At 42.2% G+C, this 21,376-nt stretch carries 14 protein-coding genes; 9 read left to right on the forward strand and 5 right to left on the reverse strand.

Annotated features, from left to right (window positions below):
* Nucleotides 1-2: 2 nt before the first annotated feature.
* Entirely contained in the window at nucleotides 3-1,007 is a 1,005-nt protein-coding gene (argC, locus tag ACU696_RS01845; protein WP_004907086.1) for an N-acetyl-gamma-glutamyl-phosphate reductase, read from the reverse strand.
* A gap of 102 nt (nucleotides 1,008-1,109) precedes the next feature.
* Between argC and argE the strand changes: the two genes are divergently transcribed.
* The 5 genes from argE to gadC all read left to right on the forward strand — a co-directional run bounded on the left by argE (nucleotide 1,110) and on the right by gadC (nucleotide 8,823).
* A complete protein-coding gene (gene argE, locus ACU696_RS01850; RefSeq protein WP_004907083.1) occupies nucleotides 1,110-2,264 on the forward strand; it encodes an acetylornithine deacetylase in 1,155 nt (384 codons plus the stop codon).
* Between the two features lie 228 nt (nucleotides 2,265-2,492).
* On the forward strand, nucleotides 2,493-3,377 hold the full coding sequence (gene metF / locus ACU696_RS01855; RefSeq protein ID WP_004907080.1) for a methylenetetrahydrofolate reductase: 885 nt from the start codon (nucleotides 2,493-2,495) through the stop codon (nucleotides 3,375-3,377).
* 118 nt (nucleotides 3,378-3,495) lie between these two features.
* Nucleotides 3,496-4,908, forward strand: coding sequence for a hypothetical protein (locus ACU696_RS01860; RefSeq protein ID WP_209102605.1), 1,413 nt, complete (start codon nucleotides 3,496-3,498; stop codon nucleotides 4,906-4,908).
* Nucleotides 4,909-5,759: 851 nt separating this feature from the next.
* Nucleotides 5,760-7,160 carry a glutamate decarboxylase gene (locus tag ACU696_RS01865; protein ID WP_004907076.1) on the forward strand — a complete coding sequence of 467 codons (1,401 nt, stop codon included), beginning with the start codon at nucleotides 5,760-5,762 and terminating at the stop codon, nucleotides 7,158-7,160.
* Between the two features lie 112 nt (nucleotides 7,161-7,272).
* Nucleotides 7,273-8,823 carry a glutamate:gamma-aminobutyrate antiporter gene (gene gadC / locus ACU696_RS01870; RefSeq protein ID WP_209102603.1) on the forward strand — a complete coding sequence of 517 codons (1,551 nt, stop codon included), beginning with the start codon at nucleotides 7,273-7,275 and terminating at the stop codon, nucleotides 8,821-8,823.
* A gap of 72 nt (nucleotides 8,824-8,895) precedes the next feature.
* Here the strand turns inward: gadC and ppc are convergent, their stop codons facing one another.
* The 3 genes from ppc to metB form a co-directional block, all read right to left on the reverse strand.
* The gene (gene ppc, locus ACU696_RS01875; RefSeq protein ID WP_109912971.1) at nucleotides 8,896-11,535 is read right to left on the reverse strand and encodes a phosphoenolpyruvate carboxylase; all 2,640 of its coding nucleotides are present in this window, start codon (nucleotides 11,533-11,535) and stop codon (nucleotides 8,896-8,898) included.
* 403 nt (nucleotides 11,536-11,938) lie between these two features.
* Nucleotides 11,939-14,380, reverse strand: a complete 2,442-nt coding sequence (locus ACU696_RS01880) for a bifunctional aspartate kinase/homoserine dehydrogenase II (protein ID WP_004907068.1) — start codon at nucleotides 14,378-14,380, stop codon at nucleotides 11,939-11,941.
* Nucleotides 14,381-14,391: 11 nt separating this feature from the next.
* Nucleotides 14,392-15,552: a cystathionine gamma-synthase gene (gene metB / locus ACU696_RS01885; RefSeq protein ID WP_109912969.1), complete on the reverse strand. Its 1,161-nt coding sequence runs from the start codon at nucleotides 15,550-15,552 to the stop codon at nucleotides 14,392-14,394.
* A gap of 315 nt (nucleotides 15,553-15,867) precedes the next feature.
* Between metB and metJ the strand changes: the two genes are divergently transcribed.
* Nucleotides 15,868-16,185, forward strand: coding sequence for a met regulon transcriptional regulator MetJ (gene metJ / locus ACU696_RS01890; RefSeq protein WP_004265315.1), 318 nt, complete (start codon nucleotides 15,868-15,870; stop codon nucleotides 16,183-16,185).
* A 263-nt stretch (nucleotides 16,186-16,448) separates the two neighbouring features.
* On the opposite strand, the gene rpmE is transcribed toward metJ, so the two are convergent.
* Entirely contained in the window at nucleotides 16,449-16,664 is a 216-nt protein-coding gene (gene rpmE / locus ACU696_RS01895; protein WP_004265313.1) for a 50S ribosomal protein L31, read from the reverse strand.
* A 218-nt stretch (nucleotides 16,665-16,882) separates the two neighbouring features.
* Between rpmE and priA the strand changes: the two genes are divergently transcribed.
* The 3 genes from priA to ftsN all read left to right on the forward strand — a co-directional run bounded on the left by priA (nucleotide 16,883) and on the right by ftsN (nucleotide 21,332).
* Nucleotides 16,883-19,081 carry a primosomal protein N' gene (gene priA, locus ACU696_RS01900; protein WP_196719856.1) on the forward strand — a complete coding sequence of 733 codons (2,199 nt, stop codon included), beginning with the start codon at nucleotides 16,883-16,885 and terminating at the stop codon, nucleotides 19,079-19,081.
* Between the two features lie 342 nt (nucleotides 19,082-19,423).
* Nucleotides 19,424-20,452 (forward strand): DNA-binding transcriptional regulator CytR, encoded by a 1,029-nt coding sequence (cytR, locus tag ACU696_RS01905; protein WP_004907050.1) that lies wholly within the window; start codon nucleotides 19,424-19,426, stop codon nucleotides 20,450-20,452.
* Nucleotides 20,453-20,525: 73 nt separating this feature from the next.
* Nucleotides 20,526-21,332 carry a cell division protein FtsN gene (ftsN, locus tag ACU696_RS01910; protein WP_004907048.1) on the forward strand — a complete coding sequence of 269 codons (807 nt, stop codon included), beginning with the start codon at nucleotides 20,526-20,528 and terminating at the stop codon, nucleotides 21,330-21,332.
* The last annotated feature ends 44 nt before the right edge of the window (nucleotides 21,333-21,376 follow it).

A 21,376-nucleotide genomic window follows, 5' to 3' on the forward strand; every position in this document is an offset into this window, starting at 1 on the left:
TCTTAAAGTAAAGACTGAGTTTCAGCAAAACCAAAACGAATATTCATGCACTGAACGGCTTGTGCTGCTGCACCTTTAAGTAGGTTATCTTCTGTACCCACTAAAATCAGGTGTTCACCTTTCAATACATAGCCAATATCACAAAACGGCGTACCGACTACCGATTTCAATGCAGGAACACCTTTTTCATATAACCGCACTAATGGTTTATTTTGATAGGCATCTTTAAACGTTTGTGTGATTTTTTCTGCCGTCACACCCGTTTTTACTTTGCAAGTAATCGTTGCCAGAATGCCTCGAGAGAAATTACCCAAATGCGGTGTAAAAATAACCTCTCTCCCTAAATGAGTCGCGATTTCTGGCTGGTGACGATGCGTAAAGAGGCCATAAGGTTGCAAACTCACCTCACAAAAGCTGTTGGTCATTGAGGCTTTACGGCCTGCACCGGAAACACCGCTAGTGGCATTAATGACTGGCCACATAGCTTCATCCAGTAAATCTGCTTCAATCAATGGCTTAAGTGCTAATTGGGAAACCGTTGGGTAACACCCTGGTACTGCAATCAATTGTGCTTGATGAATTTTATCAGCCTGCCATTCTGCTAAACCGTAAACTGCTTGCATTAGCCATTCAGTATTTGTATGTTCAAAGCCATAGTATTGCGTATAAAACGCAGGATCTTGAACACGATAAGCACCGGATAAGTCGAACACTACGCAGCCCGCTTCAAGAAACTGAGGTGCAATGTCATGGCTCACTTCATGTGCCGTGGCAAGGAAAACAACATCAATACCTTTCGCTGCTTCCGCGACATCGGTTAATGGCAGAACGGGAAGGTCGATGATGCCTTTATACTGAGGGTGTAAATCAGAAAAACGTTTATTTGCATCCGCACTTTGCTTCGATACCATCAATCCTTGAAGATTAACTTCCGGATGGCGTTGCAAATAAGCGGCTAATTCTGCTCCAGTATAGCCACTGGCCCCGATAATGAGTGTGTTCAACATATGCTTTCTACCTTGTACTCGTGACCCAAACAGTTTAATGTGTATTTTTATTCAAATAAAGTGCATGAATATTGATACTATTATGGATAAAGGCTGTCAACAGTGAATATTAAATTACCTGCATTTATTGAGATTTATCGTCAATTAATTGCCATTCCGTCGATTAGTGCGACTGATTCTCATTTGGATCAGAGCAATAAAGCTCTGGTGGAACTTCTCGGTGGATGGCTGGAGACGTTAGGTTTTTCGGTCAACATTCAACCTGTACCGGAAACGCGTGATAAATATAATTTGCTTGCATCCATTGGCGAAGGAAATGGTGGGTTGATGCTATGCGGTCATACCGATACCGTGCCCTTTGATGATGGGCGTTGGAGCAAAAACCCGTTTGAGCTGACAGAGCATGACGGCAAGTTATATGGGCTCGGAACCGCAGATATGAAAGGCTTTTTTGCTTTTATTATTGATGCGTTACGCGATATGGATTTAAAACAACTCAAACGCCCACTGCATATATTAGCCACAGCAGATGAAGAAACATCGATGGCTGGTGCGCGTTATTTTGCAGCCAGTACAACATTAAGACCAGATTTTGCAATTATTGGCGAGCCAACATCGTTACAACCGATTCGCGCGCACAAAGGGCATTTATCAAATGCTATCCGCATTACTGGGCAATCGGGGCACTCTAGTGACCCAGAACGTGGCGTCAATGCAATTGAATTGATGCATGAGTCTATTTCCCACCTAATGGACTTACGAAATACGTTAAAAGAACGATTTAACAACCCTGCATTTGTCATTCCCTACCCGACGATGAACTTTGGTCATATTCATGGTGGTGACGCAGCCAACCGAATTTGTGGTTGTTGTGAATTACATATGGATATTCGTCCGCTACCTGGGTTAACTTTGCAAGATTTAGATGAACTACTTAATGAAGCTCTTGAGCCGGTTAGTGCCCGTTGGCCAGGTCGCTTGACGGTTGAATCCATGCATCCGCCGATCCCTGGCTATGAATGCCCAACGGACCACAAAATGGTCGCAGTGATTGAGCAATTGTTAGGGCAAAAAGCAGATACCGTGAATTACTGTACTGAAGCACCGTTTATCCAAGAACTGTGTCCAACGTTGGTTCTTGGCCCTGGTTCTATTGAACAAGCACATCAACCTGATGAATTTATCGATATGCGCTTTATTGAGCCTACTCGCCAATTAATTAGCCAAATGATTGAGCACTTCTGTTTCACTGAGTAAATCTGACTAATCATAGATTCAAGCGCGACACTGAAAAGAGTCGCGTTTTTTTATCATGAATTATTTTCCTGTTGCCTTTGAAAAAACCTCAGCGTCATAATTTAATTTAAGTATTGACTATTGATACCGATCTGGTAATTTCTTTTAGACGTCTAAACGTATAGACGCACAAATGGATATAATAACGTACAAAAAATAGTTAGTCTGCAAATTGCGAGGTTACAGGGTATGAGCTTTTTTCACGCAAATCAGCGCGAAGCGCTAAATCAAAATTTAGCTGAGTTAGATGGCCAAATTAATGTTTCATTTGAATTTTTCCCACCTCGCAGTGAAGAGATGGAGCAGACACTATGGAAATCCATCGATCGGCTCAAAAACCTGAAACCTAAATTTGTCTCCGTGACTTATGGTGCGAATTCCGGTGAACGTGATAGAACGCACAGCATCATCAAAGATATTAAAGATAAAACCGGTTTAATTGCCGCCCCTCACCTAACTTGTATTGATGCAAGCCCTGATGAACTGAAAGCCATTGCTCGTGACTATTGGAATAATGGTATTCGTCATATTGTTGCTCTGCGTGGTGATTTACCTGACAACAGCCGTAAACCAGATATGTATGCCGTTGATTTGGTTGAGTTGCTAAAAGGTGAGGCGGATTTTGATATTTCTGTCGCTGCCTACCCTGAAGTCCACCCAGAAGCCAAAAGTGCTCAAGCCGATTTAATTAGTTTAAAAAAGAAAATTGATGCGGGTGCTAACCGTGCAATTACTCAATTTTTCTTTGATGTTGAAAGCTATTTACGTTTTCGTGACCGCTGTGTCGCAACTGGCATTGATGTGGAAATTGTACCGGGGATCTTACCGGTCTCTAACTTTCGCCAACTTGAGCGCTTTGCTAAACTGACTAACGTACGCATTCCTGCGTGGATGAGCAAAATGTATGAAGGATTAGACGATGACCCAGAAAGCCGTAATCTTGTCGGTGCATCCATTGCCATGGACATGGTTAAAATTCTTAGCCGTGAAGGCGTAAAAGATTTCCACTTTTACACATTGAACCGTTCTGAGCTCACCTATGCTATCTGCCATACTTTAGGCGTTAGGCCTTAGCCCCTCAATGTCGTGATATATTTTTAAAAGTACATCACGACATTGCTTTATGAAAGTTTCCTAATTCCACTTAGTTAAACTCATTGAAACCGAAAAATTCCAACAATGAGTATTAAATATGAAAGTTGAGTCCAATATCTCTTCGGTGAATACTTCACCATCCACCTCGATTAAAACAGCCGCATTCCCTACTGGATCATTTGAACAACGGGATGTCGTGATTATTAATCCCTATATGAATGGAGGTGGCGATAAAGCACTGGGTAATAAAGTCGCAAACATTGCATTAAATGATGGCTGCAGAGTATCCATAATTTCAATGAATGCTGACGATATTGCAAAAATGGACTATCGTAATTTGTCGTTAAATGACCCCACTTTTAATTCAATTGACCAATTGAGAAATCCATTACTTATTATTACTCCAATTAGCACACTGGAATCTCAACAAATTGAGTTTTGCATCACGCGGCTATGTCAATATCTTGATTTTAACAAACAAAAAGTAATGATCCTTGATGAAATGGATGTCCTTCCTCAAGACAGTAAACTACGAGAATGTATAAAGCACCTATATCATAATGGGTTTAAAAATATCCACGCTTATAACTTAGGGTTAAATAATGGGATAGGTTATTTAGCAACAGAACAGAAACAGATAGATAATATTAAACACCGTTTCAGATATGAGTTATCCAACTTAATGGATAGTTATAATTTATCGTTAGCAAAAGATACCCACCACTATTTAGCCTATCTCAGTGCTGAACCTGTGTACCGGCAAGCCAAGCTCCCCATGCACAGTGCACAATTGTTCATAACTAATAAACTTATAGAGACACAGCATGATAATAAAGATACAAATTTTATTATTGTGATACGCCAGCTAGCCAATTGCTATCGTGATAATTTCAATATAGAAGAATTTGTTAGGCATACAAAACACTACTTTGACGGTAAAGAAACTGTTTCCTCAGCCATACAAGAAATACTGACAAAAAAAGAAGCAGGGAAATTTGGTTCGCCAATGTTATTTTCAAAAGCACAATTATATCTTGCAGATACAGAACAAGGGAAATTAGAAAAACTTTTTGAGCTTAAAGGTACTGGAAACCGACAAATTAATATTGTTGTAACTGAATCCCTCCCCAAAAATATTTTTGAGGATTTCATGTGCTTGGCTGATTCCGGCATGATGAGCGGTGATCAGTCACTTAGTGAGTATTTATCCTTAAAAAACGCCGTGCCTTACTACGACATGCAACCATGGAAAGAGGGAGTTGCTGATGGCTTAATCAAGTATGCAGAACAACATGGAACCAAAGATACTATGGTTTCTAAAATCAGTGGTTACAAACTTAATGGCGGCACTAGGGCTTTCTATTTAAATGCAACCCAGTATATTCCACCGACTCCAGAACAATTAGCTCAAGAAGAGGCAACTAATAAGAAAATTGCTAGCTTAAAAGCCAATGGTAAAATTCGTGAGTTCATCACGCCAAAAAAAGAATGGAAAAGATGGGATCAGTAGAAAGCAAGTCACTAATCGAGCAGAAGGCGGGATCACTCCGCCATCCTTTCACACCAATGTATGTACGGCTCCGTATATGGCGGTTCCTATCTATATTGAAATAAATCCAATACATGAATCTGTTTCGTTCATTGTGCCTACAAGCCGCTCAGAAAGCATATGTGATTTGTCGCTCGTGATATGCTATTGGTTAGCTAGCACTACTTTAGTTAGCTTAAAAATAAAGATCATCAATTATCCGGAACTGGCTATTTATATTTATTGTTTACAAAAGAGTTTCTGTTTTTTACAAAAATACATTGACGTGATATCGAAACTGATTAGTTTTCCGACCCACATATCCATAATAAAACCAGTGTTATTATCTTCTATATTCAAGTTTATCTTACCGCAATAAATATATTTAACGGTTAATGGTATAAATTAATTTTTAATATAATGAAAATTATAGCTTAAATATCAACCACAGAATTTAACATTACTGAAATATTAAATCCCCACAAATAATCATGTATTTCTCCTACAATTATCGCCCCATGCAAAATCAAATAAAAATAGCTAAAAAGCTAAATTCATAGAAATAAAAACCATAAAAATGTAATAATTCAGTTAAATTATGCAGTTTTTAGTATCATCTTATAAACACAAATCACCCTTTGATAAAATTATCTATCAAAAAAACAATCGCAAACCATCATTCACTCCACTATTACTTTCTAATTATGACATTTTTCATTAAATTATCTTTTTTATTTGAACGCTTTTGAATTTTTCAAAAGTCAGCGTATATTTAATATTGAGCTCAAAATTAATACTATTTAATTACCACATGGTTATTGAGGAATTAAGAAATGAGTAATAATGCATTAAATTCAAAACACAATGGAATGGATGATGTCTACGCATCATTAGAATTATCCAAATCATTACCAAAAACCAAATTTCCATTGAAAGAACAAGCACCACGTAATGTATTTAGTGCAGTACGCGATGAATTAATGTTAGATGGGAATTCACGCCAAAACTTAGCGACATTCTGCCAGACATGGGTAGATGATGAAATTCGTGATTTGATGGATTTGTCTATCGACAAAAACATGATAGACAAAGATGAATATCCACAAACGGCTGAAATTGAAAACCGCTGTGTACATATGTTAGCAGATTTATGGAATTCACCAGATGCAGAAAATACCCTTGGTTGTTCAACCATCGGGTCCTCAGAAGCTGCAATGCTTGGTGGGCTCGCGTTAAAATGGCAATGGCGCAAAAAACAAGCCGCTAAAGGGAAACCGACTGATAAACCCAACTTAATTTGTGGCCCAGTTCAAATCTGTTGGCACAAATTTGCCCGTTATTTCGATGTTGAACTCAGAGAGATTCCACTTGAAGGCGACCGCCTTATCATGACACCGGAAGAGGTGCTCAAACGCGTCGATGAAAATACCATTGGTGTGGTCCCAACGCTTGGGGTGACATTTACCTGCCAATATGAGCCCGTCAAAGCCGTACATGATGCGCTCGATAAACTGCAAAAAGAGACTGGATTGGATATCCCTATCCATGTGGATGGTGCGAGTGGCGGGTTCTTAGCCCCATTCTGTGCGCCAGACTTAGAATGGGATTTCCGCTTACCACGCGTAAAATCCATTAATGCATCCGGCCATAAATTTGGTTTAGCCCCATTAGGCGCTGGCTGGGTAATTTGGCGTGAAGCCAAAGATCTCCCAGAAGAATTGATTTTTAATGTGAATTATTTAGGTGGCAACATGCCAACATTCGCACTCAATTTCTCTCGTCCTGGTGGCCAAATCATTGCTCAATATTATAATTTCTTGAGACTAGGTCGCGAAGGCTATGCAAAAATCCACAACGCTTGCTACGCAACCGCACAATATCTCAGCCGTGAAATTGAAAAATTAGGGCCATTTGAAATGATTTTTGATGGTGATAGCCAAACTGGTATCCCGGCATTAGCCTGGAAACTAAAAGAAGGCACAACCACCAGCAAATATTCCCTCTATGACATCGCAGACAAACTGCGTAGTCGCGGCTGGCAAGTTCCCGCCTATTCCATGCCAGCAAACCGTGAAGACCTTGTTATTCAACGTATTCTAGTACGTCATGGTGTTAGTTTAGATTTAGCGGCATTACTGATTGATGACTTCAAACGTACTTTAGAATATTTCGATAAGCACCCCGTCAATCAACCGCTAACGGAAGAAGAAGGCGGCGGCTTTAATCATAGTTAATTCTTTTATTCATGATTGTGTTGTTAACGAGCCAAAGAGCTTTAGGTTCTTTGGCTCCTACTGAGATCCGCCCAGCAAAGGCTGATTGTTTATCGATTTGAGGAGAACTCGTATGGCAACAACGACAGCTCCAGCCGCAAAACAGCTCACATTACTCGGCTTTTTTGCCATTACCGCATCGATGGTGATGGCCGTTTATGAATATCCAACATTTGCGACATCTGGCTTTAGCCTCGTATTTTTCCTGCTATTGGGAGGATTATTGTGGTTTATTCCTGTCGCCTTGTGTGCCGCAGAAATGGCAACCGTGGAAGGTTGGGAGGAAGGTGGTGTATTTGCATGGGTTTCTAACACATTAGGCGAACGCTGGGGATTTGCCGCCATTTCATTTGGTTATTTACAAATAGCAATTGGCTTTATTCCTATGCTGTATTTCGTCTTAGGGGCACTGTCTTATATTTTAAATTGGCCAGAACTTAATACAGACCCTATCACTAAAACAATAGGGGCGCTTGTTATTCTCTGGGTATTGGCTTTCACTCAATTTGGTGGAACCAAATACACGGCAACCATTGCAAAAATCGGTTTCTTCGCAGGTATTTTGCTCCCAGCTCTAATTTTAGTCTTTTTAGCGATCAGCTATTTAGTTAGCGGCTCACCATTAGCTATTGAAATTAGTACTGAAACTTTTATTCCTGATTTCACCAAAATTGGCACACTAGTGGTATTTGTTGCCTTTATTTTGAGTTATATGGGTGTTGAAGCATCCGCAACCCACGTCAATGAGATGAAAAACCCCGGCCGAGATTACCCCGCAGCGATGTTTTTACTGATGATAGCGGCAATTTGTTTAAGCTCAATTGGTGGGTTATCGGTGGCAGCCGTGATCCCAAACAGTGAAATTAATTTATCTGCTGGTGTAGTACAGACATTCAATGTGCTTGTCACACACTTTAATTCCTCCCTTGAATGGGCCGTAAGAATTATTGCTGCATTATTATTACTTGGTGTGCTGGCTGAGATTGCTTCTTGGATTGTGGGGCCATCCCGCGGTATGTATGTCGCGGCACAGAAAGGCATTCTGCCGCAAAGCTTTGCCAAGGTGAATAAAAATGGCGTGCCGGTAACACTGGTGATTTCCCAATTACTGATCACAACAGTGGCAATTATTGTCCTCACCAATACTGGGGGCGGTGGCAATATGTCATTCCTTATTGCGCTCGCCTTAACCGTAGTTATCTATTTATGTAGCTATTTCATGCTATTTCTCGGTTACATGCATTTAGTGTGCAAGCAACCAGAGAAAAAACGTGCATTTAATATTCCCGGAGGAAAAGGCGTTAAAGTTCTCGTCGCATTAGTTGGCTTCATTATTTCTATCTTAGCCTTTATTGTTTCATTCTTCCCACCGAGCTCTTTACCTGAGGGGGCGAGTGATAATACCTATGTGACATTACTTACGGTTAGCTTTGTGATTATTTTCTTACTTCCCTTTGTGATTTATGCTTTCCATAACAAACAAGGTAAAAAAACGAATGTCGCGATGGTGCATATCAAAACGCACAATGCGCCAGCTAACCATTTCTTTATTCACCCTCGAGCTCGCTCTACATATCACTTGATTCATCATGATAAACCAGATAATGGCTCATCCAATTCGTAATACCCTGTAAAAATAATGAGGGCTACCATTTGGTAGCCCTCATATTATTCAAGTATTTTAAAAATCAACAAACTAACCCGTATTACGCATACCTGCAGCAACCCCTGCAATCGTTACCATCAAGGCTTGCTCGACACGTGGGTCTGGGTGCTCTTGTTGGCGAGAACGATGTAAAAGCTCTGCTTGTAAGACGTTTAATGGGTCGGTATAGACATTACGTAACGCGATAGATTCTGCTATCCAAGGTAAATCCGCCATTAGCGCTTCGTCTTTCGAAACCGCCAATACGCTTTTAATATCCTCAGACAACTGGTCACGTAGTTTTTGCCCTAATGGCCATAAGCGCTCTTCCACTAAGCGGTGGTCATAATATTCTGCCAGCCATAAGTCTGCTTTTGCATAAACCATTTCTAACATCGCAATACGTGTATTAAAGAATGGCCACTGCTGCCACATTTCATCAAGAACAGCTTGTTTGCCTTCTTTCTCAATGACATGTTTCAGTGCTGCACCAGCGCCTAGCCATGCGGGAAGCATTAAACGGTTCTGCGTCCATGCAAAGATCCATGGAATAGCACGCAACGTTTCCACGCCACCCGTTGGTCTACGTTTTGCAGGACGTGACCCAAGCGGTAATTTACCTAACTCTAGTTCAGGCGTCGCAGCGCGGAAATAAGGGACAAAATCCGGTTGTTCACGCACATAATCACGGTACATCGCGCAAGACACATCAGATAGTGAATCCATCACGGACTTCCACTCATCTTTTGGCTCTGGTGGTGGTAAAAGATTCGCTTCTAATATTGCACTCGCGTATAAGGCAAGGCTGCTAATCGTGACTTGTGGCAAGCCGAATTTAAAACGGATCATTTCGCCTTGTTCTGTTACCCGCAGCCCACCTTTTAAACTACCTGGTGGTTGAGAAAGTAATGCTGAATGTGCAGGTGCACCGCCGCGGCCAATTGTACCGCCACGCCCATGGAATAATGTCAGTGTGACACCTTCTTTCTCACACAGCTTAATGAGTGCATCTTGTGCACGATATTGCGCCCATGACGCCGCCATTACCCCTGCATCTTTAGCCGAATCGGAGTAACCAATCATCACCATTTGGCGGTCATCAATAAGGTCGCGATACCACTCAATGCTTAAAAGCTTGGTCATCACGCTTTCAGCGTTGTTTAAATCTTCCAGTGTTTCAAATAGTGGCGCTACTGGCAAACGGACTGATGCTCCATTCTCTTTCAGCAACAATTTTACCGCCAACACGTCTGACGGAACTTTCGCCATTGAAATAACATAAGCTGCGATAGAATCATTTTTGGCTTTCGCAATCACACGGCAAGTTTCAAATACTTCCTGTGTTTCTGCGCTCGGTTGCCAGTCTTGAGGGATCAGTGGGCGTAACGATTGTAGCTCTGCCAGCAAGAATTGTTGTTTTTCCTCTTCTGACCACTGTGAGTAATCACCCAACCCTAAATACTGAGTTAGCTCTGCAATGGCTTCAGTGTGACGAGTGCTTTCTTGGCGGACATCAATACGTACCAGTTGCAAACCAAAGCTACGAATACGGCGCAGAGTATCCAACAACTGACCATTCGCAATGATTTTCATATTGCAGGCAATTAATGATTGATAACATGCATATAACGGGTCCCATAACTGGGCGTTGTCTACCAATAAGTCTGCTGGTGGTAAAACTTGCTCGCCTTTAACACGGCGCTCTAAATACTCTAATGTCGAGAATAATTGACTACGTAAATTTTTCGCAATTTGGCGATAAGGCTCATCAACGTCATCTCCCCCTGCTAGCGCACGCAGCTCTGGGGTTGCTTCTGTCATTGAAAGCTCTGAAACCAACACTTGAATATCTTTGAGGAATAAGTCCGCCGCTTTCCAGCGGCTCAGTAATAGCACCTGACGAGTCACATCCGCAGTCACGTTCGGGTTGCCATCACGGTCGCCTCCCATCCATGAGGTAAAGCGGATTGGATTCGCTTCAACGGGTAATACCGCGCCGATTGAATCTTCCAACTGTTCATTAAATTCACGTAAGAAAGCGGGCACCCCTTCCCACAATGAATTTTCAACAACGGCAAATCCCCATTTTGCTTCATCAATGGGCGTTGGGCGAATTTTACGAATTTCATCGGTATGCCATGATTGTGCCACTAATTGGCGTAAGCGGCGCATGATATTATTACGTTCATAATCTGCAATATCATCATGGTCGAGTTGTGATAAGCAGTTGTTTACCTCAACCAGTTTATGGATCAACGTACGGCGGGCAATTTCCGTTGGGTGAGCCGTTAAAACTAGCTCAATTGAAAGCTGTTCAACCGCTTTTTGAATATCGCCATCCGTGAAGTTTTTGCCTTTTAATCGGCTAAACAGATTTTTCAATGCCACTGGATTACTTGCCGCTTCACCGTGAGGCGAAATGCTGTGATATTGCTCAGCAACGTTTGTCAGGTTTAAGAATTGGTTAAATGCCCTTGCAACGGGTAGCAATTCATCATTAGAAAGATTTTGTAATGTCATCAGCAGTTTTTGGCGCTGAACTTCATTACCTGCACGGGAAGATTTGGAAAGCTTACGAATGGACTCAACTTTGTCGAGTATGTCCTCACCTAAGGCTTCCTTGATGGTATCGCCGAGTAGCTTACCCAGCATACTGACATTACTGCGCATTGCGGAATATTGCTGATTCATGAGACTCCTGACCTTGTGCTTCTGGCAGAATGCATTCCCGCACGGTTCACGGTTAACAGACTGCACCCAGTTTCCTGTAACAAAATTTCAGTCGGCTGCGTTAGAGTTGTCGTTTTGTGATGCAGGCCGCTAAATTTACCCTTCAGTGTATATTCATATCAGAAAAAAATGACTTTGGGGGATTTTTCTGAAATTTAATTACAGCCTTATTTTTATTAATTTTTCTTATTTAAGTATTGTTTCAGCGCAATATATCGTCGATTCAGCACTTTTAAGACATGAATAATGTTTAAGAATTAAATCATCAGAATAAAAAACAGAAAATGAAGGGGTAAATTAAAAATATTCATAATGCATCGGTGCCCTCAATACCACCAAGAACACCAATACACCTGAAAAATGATTATAAAAGTTGAGAGAGCCGGTTGAGATCCGACTGAATAGCGCCAGCGGTCACATCGCGCCCGGCTCCTGGCCCACGGATCACCAATGGGTTGTCTCGATACCAACGGCTCTCGATAGCAAACACATTGTCACCCGGTAATAATGAGGCCAGCGGATGTTCCGGTTTCACGGCTTCCACACCGACTTTCGCTTTGCCTTTTACTGCATCAAACCGTGCCACATAGCGTAGCACTAACCCTAGTTCTTGCGCCGCTTCTAAACGTTGCTGCATCTGCTCATTAATAATGGCGCTATTTTCAAAGAACTCATCGAGTGAACCCGTCTGAGCCTGTTTCGGTACTAAAGATTCCACTCTCACATCATCGGGTTCGATGTCATAACCTGCTTCACGGGCTAAAATAATTAATTTTCGCATGACATCTTGCCCTGATAAATCAATGCGTGGATCTGGTTCAGTTAACCCTTGCTGCCAAGCTTGCTCTACTAGCTCGCTAAATGGGATAGAACCGTCAAACTGTAAAAATAGCCATGATAGCGTTCCAGAAAAAATACCACTGATAGCCAGGATCGAATCACCACTTTCTTTTAAGTCCCGTACCGTATAGTTAATCGGTAACCCTGCACCTACTGTTGCGTTGTATAGCCAGTGACGACCTGTTTTCGAAAACGCATCGCGTATTTGACGATATTGTGCCGTTTGCGCTGCCCCTGCAATTTTATTTGCACTGATCACATGAAAACCATAACTCGCAAAATCCACATAGTTATCTGCCAGTGTCTCACTTGCGGTGACATCTAATACCACTAAATCATCATAAGGATGGGAACGCATCCATAAAAATAGGCTATCGTCCTCATGCTCTACAGCTTCGTCATCAAAGAAAGCCAGCGCACGGCTGGGGTCAATCCCTTGGTAATTCAGCAAACTACGGCGGCTGTCTACTACACCAGCTAAGACAAAATCAAAGTCGCTACGTGCCGAAATCTTGTATTGCTCCGCAGCAAAAAGTTCTAACCAACGCGCGCCAATATTCCCTTTACCAAATAACACTAAACCAATGCGTTTTTCTGCACGGAATAAGCTCTGGTGCATCCCTTGAATTAAGTGCTCTGTTTGGTTAGAACGCAAAACAGCGACTAAGCTGATGGCATCCTCTGAATGCCAAATAAATTCAACAGGCTGCCCTTTTAATTCCTCATAAAAACGGTGGCTATGTAATGGCTTTTTACACACACCTGCACCGACTAGCGCAACCAAAGAAAAACCTTCACGTAATGATAATGACCCCGGCAACCCGGCTTCTTCAAGGGTATTTAAGGCACTTTCGACAATTTCAGAGGTATAACATAATTGCAGCAAAGAGCGGTCATGATGAATACCACGCGCCAAAGGACGCAATTGAGCACGCTTAAGTAATAAATCCACATCTTTGCAGATTTGTTTAAAATCACGGCCAGCAGCGATGCGCAATTCAATTAAGCACACATCATCATGGCTAGTCACGATTTTTGCCCCTGCTCCTGACGCAAGTACCCGTTCAATTTTTGTTGAGCCCTGCTCCGGTTGATAGCTACACCTTAATTGCAAATCAATATTGCTCACGGAAACGGGTTGTAAAGTGCGTGTATGTAAAACAGGAGCCGCTAAGCGCGCCAATTCACTGGCTTCATCTAGGCGCAATAAGGGCAATAAACAGGCATCTTTCACTTTACGAGGGTCAGCGCTATATACTCCAGCGACATCACTCCAAATCGTTACTTTTCCCACATCTGCCAGTGCACCGACTTGTGTTGCGGAATAGTCACTCCCATTACGCCCAAGCAGTACCGTCTCACCTTGCTGATTACGCGAAATAAAACCTGTCACGACAATACGTCGGTTCGGTAACTGAGTTAACTGTTGTTGCAATAAATAACGCGATTGTGTTTCATCGACCTGCGGTTGTGCCGCACGCTCAGCGCGTAAAAATAAACGCGCATCTAACCAAGCACTCGTCATGCCGGCCTGTGCAAGCACCTCAGCCATAAGGCGCGCAGACCAAATTTCACCGTGCCCTACCACTTCTGCATAAGTCGCATCATTAGTCGGTTTATCCAACAACGCACTTAAACGCTCTAAATCGTGAATAAATAATTGGCTTAATTCTACGGCTTTTTGTTCCGGTAAAAGAGATTCAATTAAATCAAGTTGATAGCGGCGTAACGACTGTTGAGCTTGATGAGCCGAAATACGATCACTTTGGCTTAATTTTAACCAATTGATCAACTGATTAGTTGTACTACCCGCGGCAGAAACCACCATTAAATCACCAGGTTGACTATAGTTCGCCATAATTGCTGCAACGCGTTGATAGCACTTCGCATCGGCTAAACTACTGCCCCCAAACTTATGTAACTGACGGTGACAAGGAGCCACCTCAACCGCTGTTAGTACACTCATCAAAAACTCCGCTAACGTTGTCCCGCAACCTGAAATGCGTGATCTAAGTCTGTGATTAAATCCTGAGGATCTTCAATCCCCACTGAAATTCTTAGCAAGCTATCTGTAATCCCCGCTTGCGCACGAGCTTCTGCTGACATACCTGCATGCGTCATTGTCGCAGTATGGGAAATCAATGTTTCCACCCCACCCAATGACTCCGCCAATGTAAACAGGCTAAGTGAGCGAAGAAAATGGCGAAGTTGTGACTCATCACCTGCAAATTCAAAACTCAACATGGCGCCAAAACCTTTTTGTTGTTTCAGCGCTATTTCGTGCCCAGGATGATCTTCCAATGCAGGATAATACAATTTTTTCACTAAAGGCTGCGATTTAAGATATTTTACGATCTCTTGTGCGTTTTGCTGTTGCTGTAACACACGAGGGGATAGAGTTCGGATGCCTCTTAATAATAAGTAGCTATCAAAAGCGCCCCCAGTGACACCAATATTATTCGCCCACCACGCTAATTCTATTGCCCATTTTTCCTCTTTGGCAATCACTACACCAGCCACAATATCTGAATGACCATTAAGGTATTTTGTACATGAATGCACAACAAAGTCAGCCCCTAATGACAGTGGTTGCTGGAGGATAGGGCTTAAAAATGTATTGTCGACAACCACTAACGCGCCAACATCATGCGCTAATTGCGCAATATGCTGTATATCAAAAATTCTTAATAATGGGTTACTGGGTGTTTCAATTAAGACTAATTTAGGTTTTTTAGCGAGCGCAGCTCGTAATGCAGATTCATCACTTTGATCGACAAATTGCACTTGGTAAGCCCCACGCTGACTTTGGCTATTAAATAACCGATAACTTCCACCATAACAATCATGAGGTGCAACTAATAGATCACCGGGCTGTAAAAAAACAGTACAGAGTAAATGAAGCGCTGACATCCCACTGTTGGTCATTACTGCGCCGCTCCCCCCCTCAAGCTGTGCCAATGTTTTTTGCACAATATCGCGACCTGGATTTCCACGGCGTGAGTAGTCATGTGCGCGAGGCTCATTAAAATCAGTGAAGTTATAGGTGCTAGACAAATAAATGGGAGGCACAACACAACCAAATTGTTGGTCATCATTTAATCCATTATGAATTGCGATGGTTGACGGCTTGTAAGTCATAAACGCTTCTCCTGAACAGTGATAGGCCAAATCATACCCATCGGATGTTTAGACGTCAACATATCTAGACGTCTAAACCTCTTTACGTTTATATCAAGTAATGGAATAATCAGCCTTAATAATTATGTGTAAATTGATAGTCAATCGCATAAGTGGATTTAACTTGTTAATTTTAAACATTATTCTGTATTAAAATAAGTGAATCCTCATCGAACATATATGCAGATATTCTCGATTTAGAGCTTAGAATAAGTTCCTATTAAAAAGAATATGTATATTATTTTTAATTATTACTGAAAATATCCAAGGTAACCCATGGCTGAATGGAATGGTGAGTATGTCAGTCCGTATGCTGAACATGGCAAAAAGAGTGAGCAAGTAAAGAAAATTACAGTATCTATTCCTTTGAAGGTACTAAAAATTTTAACTGATGAGCGTACTCGCCGTCAGATCAACAACTTACGTCATGCCACTAACAGTGAATTACTGTGTGAAGCATTTTTGCATGCATTCACAGGCCAACCACTGCCAAATGATGAAGACTTGCGTAAAGAACGTAATGACGAGATCCCTGAAGCTGCAAAAGAAATCATGCGCGAATTAGGTATCGACCCTGAAACGTGGGAATATTAATCCTAATTAGTCGCCATTACGTGCCTCAAAGTTTTAACTACGTCGCAAACCTTGCGACGTAGTGCCTTTCCTTATGTTTTATTCAAGATAGCTATAACTATAATGGCGATACGCTCAAGTCTAAAGTCAAAGTACGCAGTAATGACATCATGCTCGGTGTCGTTTATCACTTCTAATTTCTTCATTTAGACATAAAAACGCTTATTTTGGGCATTAAAAAAGGGAAACTCAGTTTCCCTTTTTTTCGCATTTCACAAGTTCGATTATTTTTTAGAACCTGGGATGCTGAAACGTTGGTTGAAGCGATCAACACGACCACCAGTCGCAACATCACGCTGTTTACCAGTATAGAACGGGTGGCAGTTACCACAAACGTCCAGGTTCAGCGAGTGACCAGCAGTTGAATTAATTTTCATTACATTACCGCAAGAACAAGTTGCAGTAACTTCTTCGTATTTAGGGTGAATACCTTTTTTCATGGGAGAACCTCTATTAAGGCCGTGTCGCCATTCCAGCCCTAACGCCGGACACCACACGTCGTGTTGATTGAATTTAATATATTGGTAAAAATAAATACCAAAGGCGGCGGATCATACAGAAATTCTGTTTATCACGCAATGAAAACTGAGTAAATTTTGTGGTACTCTAGTCAACAATCGCTCGCATTATCGCATAAAAAATAGACGGAAACCCAGATATGATCGTCGTTCAGGTGGCTTTACCTGTCCCATTAAACCGCACATTTGATTATCGCCTTCCTGATAACATGCCACTGCCAGTGATTGGCAGCCGTGTTATGGTGCCGTTTGGCAAGCGTCAAGCCTTAGGTATTGTGGTAAAACACAGCGATAAAAGCGAGTTTGCTGAAGATAAATTAAAAGCTATCGAACTGGTTCTCGACCATCAAACGCTCTTCCCAGATGATATTTGGCAACTATTATTGTGGTCTTCCCAATACTATCACTACCCAATTGGCGAAGTACTATTCCACGCATTACCCACTCTATTGCGCCAAGGTAAACCTGCAGAATTTACCCCTATTTGGCAATGGCAAGTGACAGATGAAGGCTTAGCCGTTGACCTTAATGAGCTAAAACGCTCCCCAAAACAACAGCAGGCCCTCGCACTTTTACGTCGTAGACCCGTTTATCGCCATCAAGTGAATGAGCTTGAAATCAGTGAAAGTGCTCTACAAGCACTGAAAAAAAAAGATTACATTGAGTTACATCCCGTTCAACCGACGAGCGAAAAATGGCAACCAAACTTTACAGTTTGCGGTGAACGGTTGCGGCTTAATAGTGAGCAAGCCACCGCTGTCGGTGCTATACGCGCTGAAGATAACCAATTTTCGCCATGGCTGCTCGCAGGGATAACGGGGTCCGGTAAAACAGAAGTGTATCTGAGCGTATTGGAAAATGTTCTTGCTCAAGGTAAACAAGCTTTAGTTTTGGTGCCTGAAATTGGCTTGACCCCACAAACTATCAGCCGCTTTCGTGAGCGCTTCAATGCGCCTGTTGATGTTTTACACTCAGGGCTGAACGATAGCGAACGTTTAGCAGTTTGGCTACGCACCAAGCAAGGTCAAAATGCCATTATTATTGGTACACGTTCGGCACTGTTCACGCCTTTCGCCCACCTTGGCATTATTATTATTGATGAAGAGCATGACAGCTCATACAAACAACAGGATGGTTGGCGTTATCATGCACGTGATTTAGCCGTTTTTCGCGCTAAAAAGAACAATATTCCTATTGTGATGGGCACTGCGACGCCATCGTTAGAAACCTTACTAAATGTACAGCAACATAAATATCGGCAATTAAATCTCACTATTCGTGCCGGTAATGCACGCCCTGCGGCTCAACATCTTATTGACTTAAAAGGCCAGCCACTAAAATTTGGCCTTTCTCACTTATTAATTCAACATATTAAAGAACACCTTGCACAAAATAATCAGGTGATTTTATTTTTAAATCGCCGTGGTTATTCCCCAGCATTAATTTGCCATGAATGCGGATGGATTGCTGAGTGCCAGCGCTGTGACCACTATTACACCTTGCATCAAAATTTCCATCAATTACGCTGCCACCATTGTGACAGCCAGCGCCCAGTTCCTCATCAATGCCCACAATGTGGTTCAACGCATTTAGTGCCTGTTGGAATGGGAACTGAGCAACTTGAGGAAGGTATTTGTGAACTGTTCCCTGACACTCCCGTTACGCGTATTGACCGTGATACCACGAGCCGTAAAGGCGAACTGGAACAACATTTAAATCAAGTACATGAAGGAGGAGCTCGCATTCTTATTGGCACACAGATGTTAGCCAAGGGCCACCATTTCCCTGATGTCACCTTAGTCGCCTTATTAGATGTTGACGGAGCTTTGTTCTCGAGTGATTTTCGTGCAGCCGAACGGTTTGCTCAATTATACGTACAAGTTTCTGGCCGAGCAGGGCGAGCCGGTAAACAAGGTGAAGTGTTCTTACAGACCCACCATCCCGAACACCCACTGTTGCTCACACTGCTTGAAGAGGGTTACAACGCATTTACCCAAGAAGCGATGGAAGAGCGCCGAATCGCCATGCTACCGCCTTACACCAACCATATACTGATCCGCTCAGAAGATCACAATAACCAAGATTCGCGTCAATTTCTGCAAAATGTGCGGCAATATATAACTCAACACCCACAAAGTGATGCAAAAATGTGGATTTTAGGCCCCTCGCCGTCGATTCAAGCTAAACGTGGCGGCCGATTCCGCTGGCAATTGCTATTGCAACACCCTTCGCGACTTTATTTACAACAGTTTATGGCGAAACTGTTACCAGAAATTCTTCAACACCCAGAAAGTCGCAAAGTAAAATGGAATATTGATGTGGACCCAACTGATTGTTAACCCATGAACAATGTTAAAGGATTCATTTTATCTAGCCATTTAACTTTATAGGCTATAACCAATATTGTCTTTGCAGCATATTGATAACTTTGAATTATTTACCCTATAATGCTAAACAACTAAATTGAGCGCTTTTTACACACATTGAGTTTCATTTATCTTTTTACCCTTAGAATTATTTTCAAAATTTGCGAAGCAGCTCTAAAAAATGACGCAAGTCACACTTTTTATGCAAACTAGGTAACAGATATTATTGAGAAACCAATTAGAATAGCTACTAATAATGACGTACTTGCGCCATTCAAAAAAAGCAAACGATTAAATCAATCTAAGGAAGGCGTTGTGGAAAGTAAAAAACACAATAACACGGCAACGATGAAAGATGTTGCTAGTGCCGCGGGCGTTTCGACAGCGACGGTGTCAAGAACACTCATGAACCCGGAAAAAGTTTCTTTGCAAACACGCCAAAAAGTGGAACAAGCGGTGATGGATGTTGGTTATTATCCTCATAACCTTGCTAGAAGCTATAAGCGCAATGAATCAAAAACTATTCTTGTGCTTGTTCCCAATATCCGCGATCCGTTCTTTAGTGATGTCGTCTGCGGGATTGAAGAAATCGCTGCTCAAGAAGGCTATTTTGTTTTGATTGGAGACTGTAAACACCAAGAAAAACAAGAAAATGCTTTTATTAATCTCATTATTACTAAACAAATTGATGGTATGGTTTTACTGGGTTCCAATATTCCGTTCGATATCTCAACGGAAGAGCAGAAAAACCTTCCTCCGATAGTGATGGCAAATGAATTTGCGCCTGAGCTAAAACTGCCTACTGTGCATATCGATAACCTCACGGCTGCATTTAATGCGACACATTACCTGCAAAAACAAGGCCATAAACTGATTGCTTGTATTGCAGGCCCTGATCATATGCCTTTAAGTCAATACCGTTTAGAAGGTTATAAAAAAGCCATGTTGCGCACAGGCGAAAAATTGCGTGAAAATTATATTATTCGTGGCGATTTTACCCATGAAGGTGGCGCTGAAGCCGTGAAAACATTAATGTCACTTCCCGAACCACCTACTGCTATCTTTTGTCACAGTGATATCATGGCGATTGGTGCGATGTGGCAAGCGAAAAAAATGGGCTTGAAGCTCCCTGATGACCTTTCTTTTGTTGGTTTCGATAACTTAGAGCAATCAAAATACACCTTGCCAGCCCTAACAACTATTAATCAACCTCGTGCTGAAATTGGTCATCATGCGATGCAATTACTGCTTGAGCAAATCCATGGACACAATGTAAACCCGGGTTCACGTCTCCTAGATTCTGATTTAATCATCAGAGAGAGCACAAAAGCGCCTAAAAGCTAGTCAAAGTTGCTCGGGTTAAGTAACATGTTAAACCAAATGATGACGAACAATTGATAACTAGTGAATTAATAGCGTGGCACAAAAAGATTATGTAGCTCGGGGGCGCTCATCCGCCCGTAAAAAAAGCAAAGGTAAATCAAAGAAAGCACAAGGACTACCAATGACAACATTGGTTGTTGCTGTGGCAATTGTCGTGCTATTTGTTGGCGGCCTGTTTTATATCACTCAAAATAAAAAGGACACACCGCCCCCCCAAGTTGTCACACCAACAACACCGGGAAGTACGCTTCCACCAAAGCCTGAAGAACGTTGGCGCTATATTAAAGAGCTCGAACGTCGTGGTGTGGATATGCCAAATATTCAACAACCGAGTACTGGCAATAATATTGTGCGCCCATCAGATTTAACACCTGAACAGCGCCAGCTATTAGAACAAATTGATTCTGACAGACGCCAGCCTGTCACTAACTTGCAAGAAATCCCTGCAAACGGTAAACCAGTACCGCGCTCCCAAGTGCTCATCAATGAGCCAGCTCAACCTATCGAGCCAGTACAACGTAAACCGGTGGTCAATATCCCTCCAAAACTTGAGGCTCAACCAACCGCGCCCGCAGCTCAGCCACAAACGGCACCAAGCACTAAACCGACAAACAGCTTGCAAAATATGGTTGTTCAATGTGGTTCATTCCGTACAGCAGAACAAGCCGAGTCTGTGCAAGCTACTTTGGCATTCTCAGGTATTGAAAGCCGTGTAAGCGCAGGTGGAGGTTGGCACCGTATCGTTTTAGGGCCTTATTCCAAGTCAACTGCCGAAAAAATGCGTGACCGAGCAGCAGGTGCAGGTGTTTCCGGTTGTATTCTTCGTGCTTCTGGGGGTTGAAAAATTCCTCCTTCCCCCCCATGTACTGTTTTAATGTACTCATG

The organism is Providencia sp. PROV_01 (assembly GCF_053098325.1).